The following is an 18825-nucleotide window of genomic DNA, read 5'->3' as shown; positions in this document are numbered from 1 at the left end:
TCAGTTTGCAGGGGCAAGTGCAACGGAGCGTGTGATGACCTTCAACGAGGGTATGCAGATCGACACCAGCACCACGTCGACCTCCGGCGGCGGGCGGCGGATAGCGATCGGGGGCGGCATCGGCGGGCTGCTGGTCGTGGTGGTCGCGATGTTTTTGGGCGTGGATCCGGGCGACATTCTGAGCCAGCAGCGAATCGACACCACCGATGACGTCGCGCCTGGTTTCGACTTGAACAGGTGCAAAACCGGGGCCGATGCCAACAAGTACGTACAGTGCCGGGTGGTAGCCACCGGTAACTCGGTGGACGCTGTCTGGAAACAACTGCTGCGCGGCTACACCCGTCCGCACGTACGGCTGTTCAGCGGCCAGGTGAACAGCGGTTGCGGACCGGCCACCAGCGCAGTGGGACCGTTCTACTGCCCAGTGGATAGAACGGCGTACTTTGACACCGACTTCTTCCAAGTGCTGGTCGACAAATTCGGTTCCAGCGGCGGCCCACTTGCCCAGGAGTACGTGGTGGCTCACGAATATGGCCATCACGTACAAAACCTGCAAGGAGTGCTCCGCCTCACCCAGCAGGGCGCCCAGGGCGCCCACGGCAACGGCGTGCGCACTGAGTTGCAGGCAGACTGCTACGCCGGCGTGTGGGCGCACTACGCGTCGACGGTCAAGCAGGACAGCACTGGGGTGCCCTACCTGGAACCGTTGAGCGACAAGGACATCCAAGACGCCCTCTCGGCTGCGTCCTCGGTGGGCGACGATCGCATCCAGAAAGCCGCGACCGGACACACCAACCCCGAATCGTGGACACACGGTTCGTCCGCGCAACGGCAGAAGTGGTTCACCGTGGGATATCAGACCGGTGACCCGAACAAGTGTGACACCTTCGACGCCACAAACTTGGGATAGCCGCGACGTGCCCCACGACGTCTTGTGCAACGCGAAGGAGACGACCTAGTGTAATGATGCGTAATCATGCGTAATGATCCGCAAATCCTCTTGATGCGGATCATTCGCTTGTTATGTTGCGCCTCATGAGAAATGCAAGCAAGAGAGGCACCCAGAGCAAACGGGATCGGATCTTGGACGTGGCCGCCCGCCGACTGCACGAAAGACTGAAAGTCGGACGCACGGCCTGGATCATGCTCACGCTGGTAGCGCTTTCGATGCCCGCGAACCAGGTTGTCTCCGGATGCGGCGGCTTTTTTCAGCCTTCCAACCAGCAGCAGGTTGCTCCCGTAGCAGAAGCGCAACCGGCCGCCACTGAGTAGGACACCTGCAGCATCGTCACCGCGTCGGCGCTGGCCTGTTGCGCATGTTTGGCACGCCGAATCGTCTTGGTGATGGTCACATCTGAGACGCCAACGATGACGGGCAGACCCGCGTCGATGGTCACCCACCAGCTGTCCTGACCTGAGATGCAGAGACGCCGTTGGTCTGAGGCGGGCAGGGTCGGGTGCGACGGTGCTCAATGTCGGTATGGTCATCGCACTGTGATGCCATGTTTGGCAAACCACGCGTTGGCCCCGTTGCCAGAACGCGGCCGCGGTTTCTTACGTTCGTCTGCCAACAGCTCGCTGTTGGCCAATTGGGATTGCCCATGGCGCGACCCAACATCCGCCACCCACCGCCAGCCGGGATCTTGCCGAGCTTCTGACATCGACATGCACCATGTCACCGCACCGGGCCGATTACCAGGGCCGCGTCGAGCACGAAACGCCGCTGCCACCGTTTTGCGATACTACTGTCTGACCGTCCACCGCGACCTCACAGTGGAATTCGGGATTGACCCGCAGCCCCCCGCTGGCGGTAACGATCGCCCATTGGTTCGGATGTGCCAGCGTGGTCGTATAGACCAGTGGCGATCAGATCGCTGGTGATTGTCACGGTGTAGATCACCTGATGACCTCGGGGTCCGCGGCTGCCGTCGGCGCAGTCGCTGCGACTTCCGGCACCGCCGCACACGTTGTCATCGCGACCGCGCTGATCACTTTTCGCAGGCCCGTCATGACAAAGACGCTACCGGATTCAATGACCCGAGCTGCGGTCTCGGCAGACGTTCACCGGCAGATGTACCAACAGTCGCCCGGCTCGGGTATGAAGCATGAATGAGCGACGATCCGCAACGGGCCGACGGCCCTGACCCGGCCACCCCGGACATCAGACCCGGCGTCAACCGCCGCCGCATGCTAACGGCGAGCGCGGTATCGGCGATCATTGGCGCGGGCGTCGGGGTAGGTGGGGCCGCACTGGTGTGGTCTCACCCGCGCGGCCCGACGGTGTGGTACCAGCCGGACCGACATGGCGCGCCGCCGGTGGGCGGTCTGCATCTGCAATTCGGCAAAAACGCCGCCACCGAGGTTGTGGTGTCATGGCACACCACCGACGCCATCCGCAACCCACGCGTCATGCTCGGCACACCGACGTCTGGGTTTGGCCAAACCGTGCCGGCCGAAACCCGAACGTACCGAGACGCGCAGTCCAACACCGAGGTCCGCGTCAACCACGCCCGCTTGACGAACCTGACCGCGGACACCGACTACATTTACGCGGCGGTCCACGACGGTGCGGCACCCGAGCTGGGGACCGTCCGCACCGCACCAGCAGGGCGAAAACCGCTGCGCTTCACCAGTTTCGGCGACCAATCCACTCCGGCGCTAGGCAGGTTGACCAATGGCACATACGTAAGCGACAACATTGGATCGCCCGCAGCCGGCGATACCACGATCGCGATCGAACGCATCGCTCCGCTGTTCAACCTCGTGAACGGTGACCTGTGCTACGCCAACCTCGCCCGAGACCGGATCCGCACCTGGTCGGACTGGCTTGATAACAACACCCGCTCGGCGCGGTACCGGCCGTGGATGCCGGCCGCCGGCAATCACGAGAACGAATTAGGCAACGGGCCAATCGGTTACGGCGCCTATCAGACTTACTTTGCGGTGCCCGATTCGGGCTCTAGCCCGCAGCTGCGTGGGCTGTGGTACTCGTTCACCGCCAGCTCGGTGCGGGTAATCAGCCTAAACAACGACGACGTGGCCTTCCAAGATGGCGGTAACTCATACGTGCACGGATACTCGGCTGGAGAGCAAAAGCGCTGGCTTGCAGCAGAACTCGCCGACGCCCGGCGCGATCCGGATATTGACTGGGTGGTCGTTTGTATGCATCAGACGGCGATCTCCACCGCTGACCGCGCCAATGGCGCCGACCTCGGGATCCGCGAGGAATGGCTGCCGTTGTTCGACCAGTACGGGGTCGATCTGGTGGTGTGCGGCCACGAACACCACTACGAGCGCTCACACCCGTTGCGCGGAACATTGGGCACCGACACCCGAACACCAATCCCCGTCGACACCCGCAACGACCTCATCGACGCCACCAGGGGCACGGTGCACATGGTCATCGGCGGCGGCGGTACCTCGCTGCCCAGCAACGCGCTGCTGTTCCCGCAACCCCGGTGCCGCGTGTTGACCGGCGTCGGCGCATTTGATCCTGCGATCGGGCGCAAGGCACCGATCTACGTTTTAGAGGATGCGGCGTGGTCGGCATTTCGCGACCGCGACAACCCTTACGGCGTTGCGGCTTTCGACGTCGATCCAGGTCAACCAGGCGGCAATATGTCAATCAAGGCAACGTATTACGCGGTGAGCGGGCCGTTCGGCGCTATCACCGCAATAGACCAGTTCACTCTCACCAAGCCGCGCGCCGCATAACTCAGAACAGGGTCGGCTGGGCAGCTACCGGAACCACCGCCGATGTGGTCGCCAGCGGCAACCGGCGGTGATCACCCATCAGCCGATACTTCGTCATCAGCGACGCAGCGCGTTGCCGAAGCATCTCGCGGTAGCCCGGCGGCAGATACGCTCCGCGCCGGTAGAGCTCCCGGTACTGGCCGACGAGTTCGGGATGCGCACCGGCCAACCAGGACATGAACCAGCCGCGAGTCGCACCACGCAGATGGAGACCGAAAACCGTCGCACCGGTGGCGCCGGCGGCCGCGATCTGGCCAAGCAGCCGGTCGAGGTGCTCGATGGAGTCGGTGAGATGCGGCAGGACCGGCGCCACCATCACATGGCAGTCCAGACCGGCGTCGCGGATTGCGCTGATCAGCCCCAGACGCGCCTGCGGCGTCGGTGCGCCCGGTTCGACGTCGCGGTGCAGCTCCGCGTCCGCTACTGCCAGCGACACCGACACCGACACCGGGACCTGTTGCGCGGCGTCGGCGATGAGCGGTAAGTCCCGGCGCAGCAGGGTGCCTTTGGTCAAGATTGACAGCGGCGTACCGGACCCGACGAGCGCGCCGATGATGCCGGGCATCAGTGCGTAGCAGCCCTCGGCCCGCTGGTAGGGATCGGTGTTGGTGCCCAGGGCGACGGTTTCCTGCCGCCACGACGGCCGATGCAGCTCGTGGCGCAGGACATCGGCAACATTGGTCTTCACCACCACCTGTGTGTCAAAGTCAGTGCCGCAGTTGAAATCCAGATATTCATGGCTGGGACGCGCGAAACAATAACGACAGCCGTGCGAGCAGCCGCGATAGCCGTTGACGGTATACCGAAACGGCAACGCGGCCGAGTCCGGCACCTTGTTTAGCGCTGATTTACATAGCACCTCGTGAAAGGTGATGCCCCCGAAACGCGGAACGCGCACGCTTCGGACCAGGCCGATCCGCTGCAGCCCCGGCAACGCCCCGTCGTCGACGGGCATCCCGTTGACCGCGACGGCCTGACCAGCCCAGCGCATGCAGTTATTCGAACATTAGTTCGATGATCTGTCAAGTCCTTGCCCGGAAGCGCTACACCGCCCCCGTGATCCCTGGAGCGCCCGCCAATTGACCACCGTTGCCGCCCATGCCGCCGTTGCCGCCGAAGTTGCCGGCCCCGCCATTGCCGCCGTTGCCGATCAGGCGAGCGTTACCGCCGCTGCCACCATTGCCGGGCGCAAAGCTGGCGCTGGCACCCGCGTCACCACCGGGACCGCCGTTGCCGATCAAGCCACCGTTACCACCGCCGCCACCGTCACCACCACCGCCGACGATGCTGATCCCGCCGGTCCCGCCGGCCCCGCCGTTGCCGAACACACCGATAGCGTCGCCGCCGTGGCCTCCGGTGCCGCCGATTCCGGCGAGACCGAACCCGCCGGCGCCGCCGTTGCCGCCGGCGCCGATCAACAGTGCGCCGCTACCGCCAAAGCCACCGGTCAGCCCGTTGCCGGTGTTCACATCTGTCCCGCCGACTCCGCCCAGCCCGCCGTGGCCGAACAATCCCACAGCGTTGCCGCCATTGCCGCCAGCCGAGCCGTCTCCGACGATCACGCCATCCCCACCCTTGCCGCCATTGCCGGCGAGATAGCCGCTATCCCCGCCACGGGCACCGGCACCGCCGTTACCACCGTCGCCGATGAGGAATCCACCGTTGCCGCCGGCCCCGCCAAGACCTGCTAACCCGGGTGCGCCGGCACCGCCGTTACCGCCATCACCGATAAACCGTGCGTCGCCGCCGTTACCGCCAACACCGGCAGTTCCACCCCCGATGTCCAGGGCGCCGGCCCCACCGTCACCACCGCGACCGATCACCCCAGCCGTGCCGCCATTGCCGCCGGCCCCGCCGTTGCCACCAATGCCGATCCCGCCGGTCCCGCCGGCACCCCCGTAGCCGAACAGCCCGACGGCGTCACCGCCATTACCGCCGGCCCCTCCGATTCCGGCGCCGCGCCCTGGGCTAGCGAGCCCACCGTCGCCGCCGTGACCGCCGTTGCCGAACAACTGCCCGCCGGTACCGCCGTCGCCGCCGATCCCACCCTGGCCTCCGCCCCGCCGCCCCGCCGGCCCCGCCATCGCCAATCCACTGGGCATTGCCACCGTGCCCTCCGAGGCCGCCATCGCCGGTGCTGCCGCCGAACCTGGCACCTCGGCCGCCGGCTCCACCGCTGCCGGCTGCCCCACCATCACCCCACAGACCCCCGGTGCCACCGTTGCCACCATTGCCACCGGTGCCACCGGTGGCGCCGCGGCCGAACGAGTCCCCACCGACCCCGCCATTGCCGCCTACCCCACCGTTGCCATACACCCCGCCGGCGCCGCCATCCCCGCCATTGCCACCGTTGCCGCCGGTTGCGCCGTTGCCGCCATTCCCGCCGGCGCCTCCAGTGCCCCATAGCCCGGCAGCGCCGCCGACCCCGCCATTGCCACCATTGGCGGCGCCAGCGAAGCCTGCTCCGGTGCCGTCGCCGCCGACCCCGCCGATCCCGCCGTTGCCGAACAGCCACCCGCCGTGGCCACCGTTGCCGCCTGCCGCGGCGGTGCCGCCACCACCACCGGCCCCGCCGTTGCCGATCAGCCCAGCATCACCGCCATTGCCACCGGCGATCCCCTGCCCAGGGTTGGTGAAGCCGTCGCCACCATTGCCGTACAACAAGCCCCCGGGGCCCCCGTTGGGTTGTGTTGCCGTCCCGGGAGTGCCGTTACCAATTAGCGGGCGCCCCAGCAGCGCCTCGGTGTGGGCGCGTTGATCAGACCCAATAGATCCTGCTCCAGGGTCTGCAACGGCGAGACGTTTGCCGCCTCAGCGCTGGCGTACTGCGCCGCACCGGCATTGAGCGCCTGGACGAACTGTTGGTGAAATTGCGCCACCTGGGTGCTGAGCGCCTGGTAGGCCTGGCCATGCCCGGAAAACAACGCCGCAATGGCCGCCGACACGTCATCAGCACCGGCCGCCAGTACTCCGGTTATCTGGGCGGTCGCCGCGGCGTTGGCTTCGCTCAGCGAAGTACCGATTCCCTGCAGATCTGTCGCTGCGGCCGCCACCAACTCCGGGACCGCGATCACAAACGACATGCTTTGCCTCCCAACGCCTCAGCATCTCCGCCGAACGGCTTTTACGGCTTAGTCAATTCTTGAACCGTATGGTAGATAGCGGCGGTGCCTGATTCAGGCGAACGACAAATTTCGTCCGGCGAGTTCGGCCAAGCTAACCCGGCGCCAGCCGTGAAATCACGTCGGCGACAACCGAATCCACAGGAACCGAGACCTGCTCACCGGTGGCTAGATCCTTCACCCCGACGGTGCCGGCCTCGATATCTCGATCACCGACTACCAGCGCGACGCGGGCACCGGAACGGTCCGCCGCGCGCATCGCACCCTTGAGTCCGCGCGCCCCGTAGGCCAGGTCGACGCGGACGTCAGCAGCACGCAGCCGCCCGGCCAACACCGCCACCTTGAGCTTGGCCGTTTCGCTTAGCGGCACGCCGAACACGTCGCAGCGCGTGGTTTCCCCCACGGTCTTGCCCTCGGCGCGCAGGGCCAGCAAGGTCCGGTCCACCCCGAGCCCGAATCCGATGCCCGACAGGTCCTGTCCGCCGAGCTGATGCATCAGACCGTCATACCGTCCGCCGCCGCCGATGCCGGATTGCGCGCCCAAGCCGGGGTGGACGAACTCGAAGGTGGTTTTCGTGTAGTAATCCAGTCCCCGCACCATCCGCGGGTTGATGACATATGGCACCCGCAAGGCGTCCAGGTGAGCCAGCACCGTATCGAAGTGCTGCTTGGCGACATCGGACAAGTGGTCGAGCAACACCGGCGCTTCGGCTGTCATCGCCTGCACCTGGGGTCGTTTGTCGTCGAGCACCCGCAGCGGGTTAAGCTCGGCGCGTCGGCGGGTGTCCTCATCAAGGTCAAGCTGAAAGAGGAACTCCTGCAACAGTTCTCGATATTGCGGGCGGCAGGTCTCATCGCCCAGGGAAGTGATTTCTAACCGGAACCCGTCCAAGCCCAGGGAGCGGAAGCCGACGTCGGCGATGGCGATCACCTCGGCGTCCAGGGCCGGGTCGTCGACGCCGATCGCTTCAACGCCGACCTGCTGCAGTTGGCGGTATCGGCCGGCCTGGGGACGCTCGTATCGGAAAAACGGGCCCGCATAGCACAGCTTCACCGGCAACGCGCCGCGGTCCAGACCGTGCTCAATCACCGCCCGCACCACCCCGGCGGTGCCCTCGGGGCGCAGCGTTACCGAGCGGTCACCACGGTCAGCGAACGTGTACATTTCCTTGGCCACCACGTCAGTGGATTCACCAACGCCGCGAGCGAACAGCGCGGTGTCCTCGAAGACGGGTAATTCGATGTCGCCGTAACCGGCCCGGCGGGCGGCGGTGAGCAACCCATCACGGACCGCGACAAACTGCGCCGAGTCCGGCGGAAGATAGTCCGGTACCCCCTTGGGCCCAGAAAACGCAGTGAATGACTCCGTCACAAGCTACAGGCCCTCGAGGAACGGATTGAGACGACGCTCGGCGCCGATAGTGGTGGAGTTGCCATGCCCGGGTAGTACCACGGTCTTGTCGTCGAGTACCAACAATTTTTCGACGATGGAGCGGTAGAGGTCACGGCCGCTGCCACCGAACAGGTCGGTGCGGCCGATGGTGCGCTCGAACAACGTGTCGCCGGTCAACACCACGTCTGTTGAGTCGGTGTCTGCTGCGACCCGGAAGCATACCGAGCCGCGGGTGTGTCCGGGTGTGTGATCGACGTTGACGGTCACACTGCCCAGGTCGAGCTTGTCGCCGTCTCGGTCCAGCTCGACGACCTGCTTGGGCTCGCGGAAGAACGCCCCCGTGACGATTTGCGCCATCCGCGGACCGAAGCCGAAGATCGGATCGGTCAGCATGAACCGGTCCTCGGGATGGATGTAGGTGGGGCAACCATAGGTGTCGGACACTTTCTGGGCCGACCACATGTGGTCGATGTGGCCGTGAGTGAGCAGCACCGCGGCCGGAGTCAAACGATTCTCGTCGAGGATGCGCCGCAGCGGGCCCATCGCACGCTGGCCAGGGTCCACGATGACGGCATCCGTGCCCGGCCGGTCGGCCAGCACGTAACAGTTGCACTGCAGCATCCCGGCGGGAAATCCGGTGATAAACACGGTCCCAGTTTCCCATCCCGAGCCGTCGGCGACGATGCGGGCCGCAGCGGCCCGCTCAGCAGCGGGGAAGGACGCCGGGAAACGAAAACTTGACACGGATCGAGGCGCCCACATTAGCCTGGGCTGGCAACTCTGCACCCACTCACCGGACAACCATGGAGGCATACCGGACGTGCCGACCAACGAACAGCGACGCGCGAGCGCCAAGCGCAAACTCAAACGGCAGCTGGAGCGCCGCGCTAAGCAAGCCCGATGGCGCCGAATCCTGGTGATAAGCGGTGGCGTGGTAGCGGCGGGGGCCGTGATCGTCGCGGAAGTGGCCACCGTCGTAGTCGGCAAGCATGACCACAAGAGCGATACCGCCTCGACGACCGCCAGCAACTCCCTGACAACGACTAGGGCTCCCGCCGTCACGCCGTCGGTGCTGCCGTTGCCGTCGTTCCAACCGTCGGCCAACCTGGGCGCCAACTGCCAATACCCGCCGTCGGCGGACAAAGCCGCCAAGCCGGTCAAGCCGCCGCGGACCGGCAAGGTGCCGACCGATCCAGCCACGGTGAGCGCGAGCATGGTGACCAACCAAGGCAATATCGGTCTACTGCTGAATAACGCCGAATCACCTTGCACGGTAAATAGTTTCGCCAGTCTGACCGGCCAGGGCTTCTTCAACGACACAAAATGTCACCGGTTGACCACTTCGCCGATGCTGGGCGTCTTACAGTGCGGCGACCCGAAAGGCGACGGCACCGGCGGCCCGGGCTACGAGTTCGCTAACGAGTACCCCACCGATCAGTACCCGCCTAATGACCCCAAATTGCGGCAGCCTGTCCTGTATCCGCGTGGCACGCTGGCGATGGCCAATGCCGGTCCGAACACCAATGGCAGCCAGTTCTTCTTGGTCTACCGGGACTCGCAGTTGCCGCCCGAATACACCGTCTTCGGCACGATCCAGGCCGACGGGCTGGCCACGCTGGACAAGATCGCCAAAAATGGAGTGGCCGGCGGCGGTGAGGACGGGCCACCGGCCACCGAAGTCACCATCAAGTCGTTGCTGCTCGACTAAATCTGCAGCTCATCTCCCAACGAGATTGCCGCGGCGGTTGTAATTAGCCCCGAAAGCGCAACCCTGGCGGCAATCTCGGCGCCAAACGTCAGGACGCAGACGTCACCCGATAGACGTCGTAGACGCCTTCGACATTGCGGACCACATTGAGCAGGTGTCCGAGATGCTTGGGGTCACCCATCTCGAAGGTAAACCGGCTGATGGCCACCCGGTCACCCGACGTGGTGACCGACGCGGACAGGATGTTCACCTTTTCGTCGGCGAGGGCCCGCGTAATATCTGATAGCAGCCGATGCCGGTCGAGCGCCTCCACCTGAATCGCCACCAGAAACACCGACGACGACGACGGCGCCCACAGCACCTCGATGATGCGCTCGGCCTGCTGCTGCAGCGACGCCGCATTGGTGCAGTCGGTGCGGTGCACACTGACCCCGCCGCCACGGGTGACGAACCCCATGATCGCATCGCCGGGCACCGGCGTGCAGCATTTGGCTAGCTTGGTCAGCACACCTGGGGCGCCGGGGACCGATACCCCGACATCGTCGGTGCTGCGTTGACGTCGCAGCATGGTCGTCGGCGTGGACCGTTCGGCCAGTTCCTCTTCAGCCTGATCGATACCGCCCAGCTCGGCCAACAGCCGCTGCACGACGTGCCGGGCCGACACGTGTCCCTCACCGATGGCGGTGTACATCGCGGACACGTCAGCATAATGCAGTTCTCGGGCCACCGCCGCCATCGACTCACCATTCACCAAGCGCTGCAACGGAAGTCCACCGCGACGAACCTCGCGCGCCATGGCCTCCTTGCCGGTTTCCAGCGCCTCTTCACGGCGTTCTTTAGCGAACCACTGGCGGATCTTCGTCTTAGCGCGCGGCGACACCACGAACTGCTGCCAATCCCGCGACGGCCCGGCATTAGGCGCTTTGGACGTGAAAACCTCGACGACTTCCCCGTTTTCCAACTGGCGCTCCAACGCCACCAGCCGCCCATTGACCCGGGCACCGATGCAGCGGTGCCCGACCTCGGTGTGCACCGCGTAGGCAAAGTCCACCGGCGTAGACCCGGTCGGCAGCGTGATGACGTCCCCTTTGGGGGTAAACACGAAAATCTCTTGCACCGCAAGGTCGTAACGCAATGACTCCAAGAACTCGCCCGGGTCGGCGGCCTCCCGCTGCCAGTCGAGCAGCTGCCGCATCCAGGCCATATCGTCGATCTCGGCGGCCGCATGAGGATGGAGAACGCCGTTGCGGCCCTTGGCTTCCTTGTAGCGCCAGTGCGCGGCGATGCCGTATTCGGCGGTACGGTGCATGTCACGGGTACGGATCTGCACTTCCAGCGGCTTACCCTCAGGCCCGACGACCGTGGTGTGCAGCGACTGGTACACACCATATCTCGGCTGAGCAATGTAGTCCTTGAACCGCCCCGCCATCGGCTGCCACAACGAATGCACCACGCCGACAGCGGCGTAGCAGTCGCGGATCTCGTCGCACAGGATGCGAATGCCGACCAGGTCGTGGATGTCGTCGAAGTCTCGCCCCTTGACGATCATCTTCTGATAGATCGACCAGTAATGCTTGGGCCGGCCCTCCACCGTCGCCTTGATTTTCGACGCGCCCAGGGTGCTGACGATCTCGGCACGGACCTTGGCCAGGTAGGTGTCGCGGGATGGTGCACGGCCCGCTACCAGCCTGACGATCTCCTCGTATTTTTTGGGGTGCAAGATCGCAAAGGACAGGTCTTCCAACTCCCACTTAACACTGGCCATACCCAACCGATGTGCCAGTGGCGCAATGACTTCCAAGGTCTCGCGGGCCTTGCGCGCCTGCTTTTCTGGGGGCAGGAAGCGCATGGTGCGCATGTTGTGCAGCCGGTCGGCCACCTTGATCACCAACACCCGCGGATCGCGGGCCATCGCGGTGATCATCTTGCGAATGGTCTCGCCCTCAGCGGCGCTGCCCAGCACCACCCGATCCAGCTTGGTCACCCCGTCGACGAGATGGCCTACTTCTTCGCCGAATTCTTCGGACAATGCCTCAAGGGTGTAGCCGGTGTCCTCGACCGTATCGTGTAGTAGCGCGGCCACCAGGGTGGTGGTGTCCATACCCAACTCGGCCAAAATGTTGGCCACGGCCAGCGGATGGGTGATGTACGGATCACCGGAACGCCGCAGCTGACTGGCGTGCCGTTGGTCGGCTACCTCAAAGGCTCGCTGCACCATCGACAGGTTTGCCTTGGGATAAATTTCCCGGTGCACCGCCACCAGCGGCTCGAGCACGGGACTGATGGTGCTGCGTTGGGCGGTCATCCGGCGGGCCAACCGGGCCCGGACCCGACGAGACGCACTGCTAGAAGTCTTTAGGGTTTCGACCGGCGGCTCTGGTATCTCAACGGCCGGCCCGAGGACCAGCGGAGCTGGTGCCGACGGCTGCAGAGCTTGCGCCGTGCCCTGGTCGTCCGCCACGTTGGTCACCTCCGACCTCGAGGATATCTCTGAGTCCGATTGCCCCGCTTCTCCTCGGGCCATCCCGGCCCGCATCGTCGCGAGGCTGAGTCCGATTGCCCCGCTTCTCCTCGGGCCATCCCGGCCGGTCGGAAGTACTCGGGTCGCGAGGCTAGGTGCGGCTCAAGCTGTGTACCGGTAGCGGCGCGATCGCCTCGCGACCACCCAGCGCCGTGAGTTCCATCACCACCGCCGCCGTGATCACATTGGCCCCACCACGCTCCAGCAACCGGCACGCCGCACCGAGGGTGCCACCGGTGGCCAACACGTCATCAATGATCACCACGTTGCGGCGCCGCAGCTCGATGGTGCCGGCAGGGATCTCCACAGTGGCGGGGCCGTACTCTCTCTCGTAAGCCTCGCTGAGCACCGGCGGCGGCAACTTGCCGCTCTTGCGGATGGCCAGCACGCCAGTGCCCAGCCGGGCGGCGACGGCGGCTGCCACCAGGAACCCGCGGGCGTCGATGCCGGCCACCAGATCAGCGCCAGATACAACGTCGGCCAACGCATCAGTCACCGCGGTCATCGCCTGCCGGTCGGCGAACAGCGGAGTGAGGTCTTTGAACTGGATTCCTGGCGTCGGGAAATCGGCCACATCCCGGGTCAGGGCAGCGATGAGGTCGGCGACGGGAGCACTCCCCCTAAGACTTTTCACTCCACTAACGCCCATCGGTCCATGTTCCAACCCGCACCCCAACGGGTCGGATTCCTGCTCACTGCATACATTGTCTTCGACATCAGCAGCATTCGCTGCTGTCGATATAGCGGCAATGTCGGCATATCTGCCCAGAGTACCGGTGCACTATCGGCGAGCAGCCTAACACGCTCGGCCGGGTCAGCAGATACCGCCAGCGCGCCGATAGTGTTGTCGACCTGGACGTTTGCGTAGCCAGACAGGTTGTTGCCGTTGCCGCTGTGTAGGTCATAGGCGTCCATCGCGGATGACCCACTCGATCCGCTGCCGGTGGCGCCACCGGTGCTGGCCAATAGCACGTCGATCTTTCCGTCCCGAAGCGCCCGCGGGCCTGAGGGGTCCTTCGAGGAGTCCAAGGTGACGCTGGACACGGTGATACCAGCTGCAGCGCACGTCTTGGCGATGGTCCCGATGGTGGCCGCCAGCCGTGCGTTGGGCCCCTGGTAGCCGATCCGCACCGGCAGCGCCGCACCACCCAGCGCGTCGCGCGCTGCCGCGGGATCCGCCTTGCTGAACTGGCCGGCCTCGGGGGCACCGTCGGCCGCAGCGATGGCATCCTCGGTGGCCGGGGACAGCCGTGAGTTGGCAACTGGCACCCCCACATCCCGAGCGATCACGTCGCGGGGCGTACACAGCGCCAGCGCGCGGCGGGCGGCAACCGCAGCCAGCGGCCCCTGCGGCGCAAAGATCAGCTGCTCGATGCCCGCCGACGGCGAGTCGATGCGCGCGTAGTTGTCCGGAGTGGCCAGCGATCCCGACGACCCGACCGCGACGTCGACGACGTCGACGCTCCGGTTGTTGACTCGGTCGCCGATGTCGGTTCCCTGCGGCCATACTGTGATCCGCTTGGTGATCGCCTTGGAGCCCCACCAACGGTCGTTGGCAACAAGCACCACAGCGCCACCGTTCAAGACAGATTCGATCTTGTACGGGCCTGACGACGGGAAGCGTTTCAAATCGACAGCTGGTTTGAGATCCCAGGTGGTGTTCCACAATCGCGCGATCTGTTCCACCAATGGCGCCTTGTTGGTCAGCAATGCCGCCGTCACGTCGATATCCAGTTGGTCGGCGATGACGTGTGACGGCATCATCGAGGTCGCAGCGAACAGCTGGTCGTAGTCGACCACGCTGCGGTCCGGGACGAAGGACACCCGGGCTTTCTTCTGCCCGGTCAAGCACTCGATGTTGGCGATGTCGCGGTAACCAGCCTGGGTGGCAGCATCGAAGCCCGGAAACCGCCCGGACTGGGCCGCCCAGGTCAGCACCAGGTCGTCGCAGGTCACCGGCTTGCCGTCGGAGTAGACGGCGTTGTCGGCGATCTGATAGTCGAGCACTAATGGCGCCCCGCCCACCACCGTGACGGTTCCGAAGTCGTGGTCAGCGATCACCTGTCCATCGGGGCCGTGATAGCCGAAGCCGATGAGCGTGCGGGCAAACGCCTGCGCTCCGGCCGATGCGGCACCGACGACGGTGTTGGTGTTGTAGGTGCCCAGCGCGCCGTCGACCACATAGACGATCTCCCCCGCGGCGCTTCCAGAGCACGCGGTCAGCGTCACCGAAGCCACTAGCGTCGTGACTAAACCTATTGCGGTCCACCGCAAAACCCCGAGCAAGCCGGCCCGCAAGTCACGATCGCCCACGGCTCGCCGACCTCGGGTGGCCACCTTGACTACCGCGACTACCGCCGGCCGGCGTTCCGCTTGCCGGTGGGACGTCGGGTACCGGTCGGCCGCACCGGACGCACCCCCGGTGCCGGCTTGCTGGGTGCCGTCGGCGCGGACGCGGTGGCGGCATCGGTGCTCACCTGCGATGCTGCGTCAGCGCAGGATTCCGTTTGATTCTGCGGCTTTTGGGTGTCAGCTGCAGCGTTGCTATCAGCGTTTTTACCGCCCACGTGCGAACCGGAGGTACGCCGTTTGACTACCCGGCGGGTGTGGGCGCGTACCAGCTCGGTGCGTTCACGGAGCGTGACCAGCAGCGGAGTGGCAAAGAAGATCGACGAGTAGGTACCGACGATGATGCCGACCAGCTGCACCAATGCCAGGTCCTTGAGCGTGCCGACTCCCAGCAGCCACACCGCGACCACCATCAGCGCCAGCACCGGTAATACCGAGATCAAGCTGGTGTTGATCGAGCGCATGAAGGTCTGGTTGATCGCCAGGTTGGCCTGCTCAGCGAAGGTGCGCCGAGTGGTGTGCTGGAAGCCGTGGGTGTTCTCCTCAACTTTGTCGAACACGATGACGGTGTCGTAGAGGGAGAAACCGAGGATCGTCAGCAGGCCGATGACGGTGGCCGGAGTGACTTCGAAGCCCACCAGCGAGTACACACCGGCGGTGACGGTCAGGTCGAAACACATGGTCGTCAGTGCGGAGACCGCCATATAACGCTCGTACCGCACGGTGATGTACAGGCCGACGAGCACTAGGAACACCACCAGGGCGATCACCGCCTTCTTGGTGATCTGACCGCCCCAGGTCTCCGATACCGCCGCGTCGCTGATGGCCTGCTTGCTGGGCTTACCGTCGGCGCCTTTGGGTCCGAACGCATCAAACAAGGCGTTACGCAGCTTCGACGTCTGGTCATTGGACAGCGTTTTCGAACTGATCTGCACCGTCGCTGACGCGCCGCTACCGACGATGACCACCGATTGGGGATCCGCGCCGAGGGCCTTATGGAAGACGTCCTCGACCTGCGCGACCTGAGCGCTGCCGCGGGGCATGGACACCGTGGTGCCGCCCTTGAAATCGATCCCGAAAGTGAACCCGCGAACGATGATGGACAGGATTGCGACCGCCACGATGGCACCGCCCACGCTGTACCACAGCCGCCGGCGTCCCACCACCTCGAACGCACCCGTGCCGGTGTAGAGCCGGGAAAGAAAGCCGTGCTGCGGCAGCTGCGTGGCGGGATCGTCAGTCAGCTGCACGGCGTCCTCGGCGGCTTTAGTGACGTCGACCGCACCGGTGCCCGTGCCGTCGGTGTTGTCATCTCGGTCTGATTCGCCGATGCCCTTGGCGGTCTCGGTGCCGGCTTTAGCTCTGGAGGCCATCGCGCTACCCCCGTCCCGTCTTGATGGAGGCCCGTCGTTCGCGGGCAACCTGTTGAACGGCGCCCAAGCCGTTGTATGCCGGCCTTGCCAATATCGGGGACTTGGAAGCCAGGTACACCAGCGGCCAGGTCACCAGGAACACCACCACCAGGTCCAGGATCGTAGTAAGGCCCAGGGTGAACGCGAATCCCTTCACCTGACCAATCGCCAGGAAGTACAGCACCGCAGCGGCCAAGAAGGTGACGGCGTTGCCCGACACGATCGTCTTGCGGGCCCGCGCCCAGCCGCGAGGAACCGCTGACCGGAACGAACGACCTTCGCGGATCTCGTCTTTGATGCGTTCGAAGAACACCACAAACGAGTCGGCGGTGGTGCCGATACCGATGATCAGACCCGCGATGCCCGCGAGATCCAGCGTGTAGTTGATATATCGACCCAAGAGCACCAAAATGGCGAAAACCATTGCGCCAGAACAAACTAGCGACAATGCTGTGAGCAATCCCAGTATCCGGTAATACAGCAACGAATACAGCAACACCAGGATCAGACCGATCGCGCCCGCGATCAGGCCCGCCCGCAGCGATGTCAACCCCAAAGTCGCCGAAACGGTTTGGGCTTCCGACGATTCGAAGGACAGCGGCAGCGATCCGTATTTCAAGACGTTGGCCAGCTGGCGCGCGGTTGCGGCGGTGAACGGTGGATCTCCACCACTGATCTGGGTACGCCCGCCCGGGATTGCTTCGTTGATTACCGGGGCGCTGACCACCTCGGAGTCCAGGGTGAAGGCAGTCTGGGTACCGATGTGGGCGGCGGTGAAGTCAGCCCAGATATTTGCCGCCGCAGACTTGAACTGCAAATCGACGACGTAGCCAACCCCACGCTGGTTCATGCCGGACGTGGCGTTTTGGATCTGGTCACCGCTGATGATCGACGGCGCCAGCAGATACGCCGTCTTATGGTCAGTCGAGCAGGTCACCAACGGCAGATTCGGATCGTCATTGCCGGCCAGAATGTCGTCTTTGTCGCAGCGGGTGGCTTCGAACTGCAGGGCGAGGAATTGAATGCCCTGTTTGGTGCTCTGCCGCCACTTCTTCTCCTCGGCGATGCGTTCGGCGAGGTCCTTGCGCGGATCCGGCGGCGCGGGCTGCTCACCCGGGGGTACCTCAGCCGGTGGCGCCGCCCCGGGTGCGGGCGCCGGACTCGACGGCGGGGCTGGGCTAGGTGGTGGCGTCGGGTCCTGCGGGTAGGGACGCGGCTGCACGCCCGGGTGGCCAGGCTGCGCCGGCGCGGGACTGGGCGCCGCGCCACCCGGTGCCGGAGGAGCCGCCGGCGGCGTGCCGGCCGGCTGACCCGGCGCAGGTTCTTGACCGCTTTGCGCCGGCAGCGAGTTGAGCACCGGCCGGATGTACAGACGTGCGGTCTGCCCCAGGTTGCGGGCCTCGTTGCCGTCGTTCCCGGGCACCGTGATGACCAGGTTGTCGCCATCGACGACGACCTCCGAACCCGAAACTCCGAGCCCGTTCACCCGGGCGCTAATGATTTGCTGCGCCTGTGACAACGCCTCCCGGCTCGGACGCGAGCCGTCGGGCGTGCGCGCGGTCAACGTGACGCGGGTGCCGCCCTGAAGGTCGATACCGAGTTTGGGAGCGACCCGTTTGTCTCCGGTGAGAAACACCAACAGATAGACCCCGATGAGCAACACCAGGAACACCGACAGGTAGCGGCCAGAATGCACCGGCGCCGAAGACGATGCCACGTTCCTTGTATCTCCTTGAAATCGGTTTTTCCTCGACAGAGCCTACGTGTCGCGTCACTGGGCTCTTTCGCACAAGCGCTGTCAGGAATCCCTAATCACTCGCTTCTCGACGTTAGCGGAGCCGTCGGACTCTTCTAGGTCATCGCGGTCCGCGAAGTCCCCCGGTTCGGCCTCGTGTTCATCCATGTCCTCATCGTCAGCCACGATCCGGTCACGAATCGCCAGCTTCATCCAGGTAGTCACGACGCCCGGCGCGATCTCCAGATCGACCGTGTCGTCGGTGATGGCGACGACGGTGGCCTGCAGGCCGGAGGTGGTGTGCACTCGGTCGCCCGGCTGTAGCGAGTCGTGCAGGTCGATCGTGGCCTGCATCGCGCGTCTTTGACGCCGCGACGCGAAAAACATGAACCCACCCATGATGAGCAGGAACGGCAAAAATAAGACCAAACTCTCCATCGACCCGCCTGTCTTTCGTATCGGTATCTTTCGTATCGGTATTGCGCGCAACGCCGCCAAGCCGACCAGCAGGCGCGCACACCGGTAACCGTCCAGTGTGTGCTCACCTAGTCTGGCAGGCCCCAGGTCGCACCCAACCGGCACGGTGCCGCCCACCCCCGCCCAGGGGGACGTGGCCTAGCGGCGATCGCGAGCGCGGCAAAGCCGGACGCAGCGGGTCGCCGCCAGACAGCCTAGCGGCGATCGCGAGCGCGGTTGCCCGCCTCTCCCCCGCAAGCAGGTGGGGGTACCTCCCACTTGTGGGGGCGTACCCCACCTCACGCCACTACGCGGCGCGCGTCGTCGCCGGGCTAGGCTTTATCCGCGGCGCAACCGGCGTGTCGCAGGCAGGAGG

At 65.1% G+C, this 18825-nt stretch carries 12 protein-coding genes and 4 pseudogenes; 3 read left to right on the top strand and 13 right to left on the bottom strand.

Annotation, left to right across the window (positions count from 1 at the left end):
* Positions 1-34 precede the first annotated feature (34 nt).
* Entirely contained in the window at positions 35-910 is an 876-nt protein-coding gene (ypfJ, locus tag B586_RS08495; protein ID WP_054880195.1) for a KPN_02809 family neutral zinc metallopeptidase, read from the top strand.
* A 358-nt stretch (positions 911-1268) separates the two neighbouring features.
* On the opposite strand, the pseudogene B586_RS20870 reads toward ypfJ, so the two are convergent.
* From B586_RS20870 to B586_RS22585, 3 pseudogenes are all read right to left on the bottom strand, one after another.
* Positions 1269-1379, bottom strand: a pseudogene (locus B586_RS20870) (dihydrodipicolinate synthase family protein); the annotation flags it as partial.
* Between the two features lie 50 nt (positions 1380-1429).
* Positions 1430-1692 (bottom strand): annotated as a pseudogene (locus B586_RS21990) (IS481 family transposase); the annotation flags it as partial.
* Positions 1693-2010, bottom strand: a pseudogene (locus tag B586_RS22585) (hypothetical protein).
* A gap of 99 nt (positions 2011-2109) precedes the next feature.
* On the opposite strand from B586_RS22585, the gene B586_RS08475 reads away from it, so the two are divergent.
* Positions 2110-3714: a purple acid phosphatase family protein gene (locus B586_RS08475; RefSeq protein ID WP_054880198.1), complete on the top strand. Its 1605-nt coding sequence runs from the start codon at positions 2110-2112 to the stop codon at positions 3712-3714.
* 1 nt (position 3715) lies between these two features.
* Here B586_RS08475 and B586_RS08470 read toward each other — a convergent pair whose 3' ends face one another.
* From B586_RS08470 to B586_RS08455, 4 genes and pseudogenes are all read right to left on the bottom strand, one after another.
* Positions 3716-4744 (bottom strand): Rv2578c family radical SAM protein, encoded by a 1029-nt coding sequence (locus B586_RS08470; RefSeq protein WP_054880199.1) that lies wholly within the window; start codon positions 4742-4744, stop codon positions 3716-3718.
* A 52-nt stretch (positions 4745-4796) separates the two neighbouring features.
* A pseudogene (locus tag B586_RS08465) lies at positions 4797-6836 on the bottom strand (PE family protein).
* Between the two features lie 133 nt (positions 6837-6969).
* Positions 6970-8247 carry a histidine--tRNA ligase gene (hisS, locus tag B586_RS08460; protein ID WP_054880200.1) on the bottom strand — a complete coding sequence of 426 codons (1278 nt, stop codon included), beginning with the start codon at positions 8245-8247 and terminating at the stop codon, positions 6970-6972.
* A gap of 3 nt (positions 8248-8250) precedes the next feature.
* Positions 8251-8916, bottom strand: coding sequence for an MBL fold metallo-hydrolase (locus B586_RS08455; protein WP_047316003.1), 666 nt, complete (start codon positions 8914-8916; stop codon positions 8251-8253).
* A gap of 172 nt (positions 8917-9088) precedes the next feature.
* Between B586_RS08455 and B586_RS08450 the strand changes: the two genes are divergently transcribed.
* Positions 9089-9976, top strand: coding sequence for a peptidylprolyl isomerase (locus B586_RS08450; RefSeq protein WP_054880201.1), 888 nt, complete (start codon positions 9089-9091; stop codon positions 9974-9976).
* 88 nt (positions 9977-10064) lie between these two features.
* Here the strand turns inward: B586_RS08450 and B586_RS08445 are convergent, their stop codons facing one another.
* The 6 genes from B586_RS08445 to yajC form a co-directional block, all read right to left on the bottom strand.
* Positions 10065-12437 (bottom strand): RelA/SpoT family protein, encoded by a 2373-nt coding sequence (locus tag B586_RS08445; protein WP_054881005.1) that lies wholly within the window; start codon positions 12435-12437, stop codon positions 10065-10067.
* 151 nt (positions 12438-12588) lie between these two features.
* Positions 12589-13146: an adenine phosphoribosyltransferase gene (locus tag B586_RS08440; protein ID WP_047315957.1), complete on the bottom strand. Its 558-nt coding sequence runs from the start codon at positions 13144-13146 to the stop codon at positions 12589-12591.
* Positions 13128-14795, bottom strand: a complete 1668-nt coding sequence (locus B586_RS08435; protein ID WP_054881006.1) for an ABC transporter substrate-binding protein — start codon at positions 14793-14795, stop codon at positions 13128-13130. The genes B586_RS08440 and B586_RS08435 overlap by 19 nt, the downstream gene beginning before the upstream one ends.
* Before the next feature lie 53 nt (positions 14796-14848).
* On the bottom strand, positions 14849-16219 hold the full coding sequence (gene secF, locus B586_RS08430; protein WP_047315958.1) for a protein translocase subunit SecF: 1371 nt from the start codon (positions 16217-16219) through the stop codon (positions 14849-14851).
* A 4-nt stretch (positions 16220-16223) separates the two neighbouring features.
* Positions 16224-17975: a protein translocase subunit SecD gene (gene secD / locus B586_RS08425; protein ID WP_054880202.1), complete on the bottom strand. Its 1752-nt coding sequence runs from the start codon at positions 17973-17975 to the stop codon at positions 16224-16226.
* A gap of 81 nt (positions 17976-18056) precedes the next feature.
* A complete protein-coding gene (gene yajC, locus B586_RS08420; RefSeq protein WP_054881007.1) occupies positions 18057-18431 on the bottom strand; it encodes a preprotein translocase subunit YajC in 375 nt (124 codons plus the stop codon).
* Positions 18432-18825: the final 394 nt, after the last annotated feature.

It is taken from the genome of Mycobacterium haemophilum DSM 44634 (assembly GCF_000340435.2).
Lineage (GTDB): Bacteria > Actinomycetota > Actinomycetes > Mycobacteriales > Mycobacteriaceae > Mycobacterium > Mycobacterium haemophilum.
This window is presented reverse-complemented; position numbering and strand designations above follow the sequence as displayed.

Bases quoted from the DNA above. Each gene is read 5' to 3' on its own strand.
- B586_RS08440 (WP_047315957.1), bottom strand. From the start codon at position 13,146: ATGGGCGTTAGTGGAGTGAAAAGTCTTAGGGGGAGTGCTCCCGTCGCC.
- ypfJ (WP_054880195.1), top strand. From the start codon at position 35: ATGACCTTCAACGAGGGTATGCAGATCGACACCAGCACCACGTCGACC.
- secF (WP_047315958.1), bottom strand. From the start codon at position 16,219: ATGGCCTCCAGAGCTAAAGCCGGCACCGAGACCGCCAAGGGCATCGGC.
- B586_RS08475 (WP_054880198.1), top strand. From the start codon at position 2,110: ATGAGCGACGATCCGCAACGGGCCGACGGCCCTGACCCGGCCACCCCG.
- yajC (WP_054881007.1), bottom strand. From the start codon at position 18,431: ATGGAGAGTTTGGTCTTATTTTTGCCGTTCCTGCTCATCATGGGTGGG.
- B586_RS08470 (WP_054880199.1), bottom strand. From the start codon at position 4,744: ATGCGCTGGGCTGGTCAGGCCGTCGCGGTCAACGGGATGCCCGTCGAC.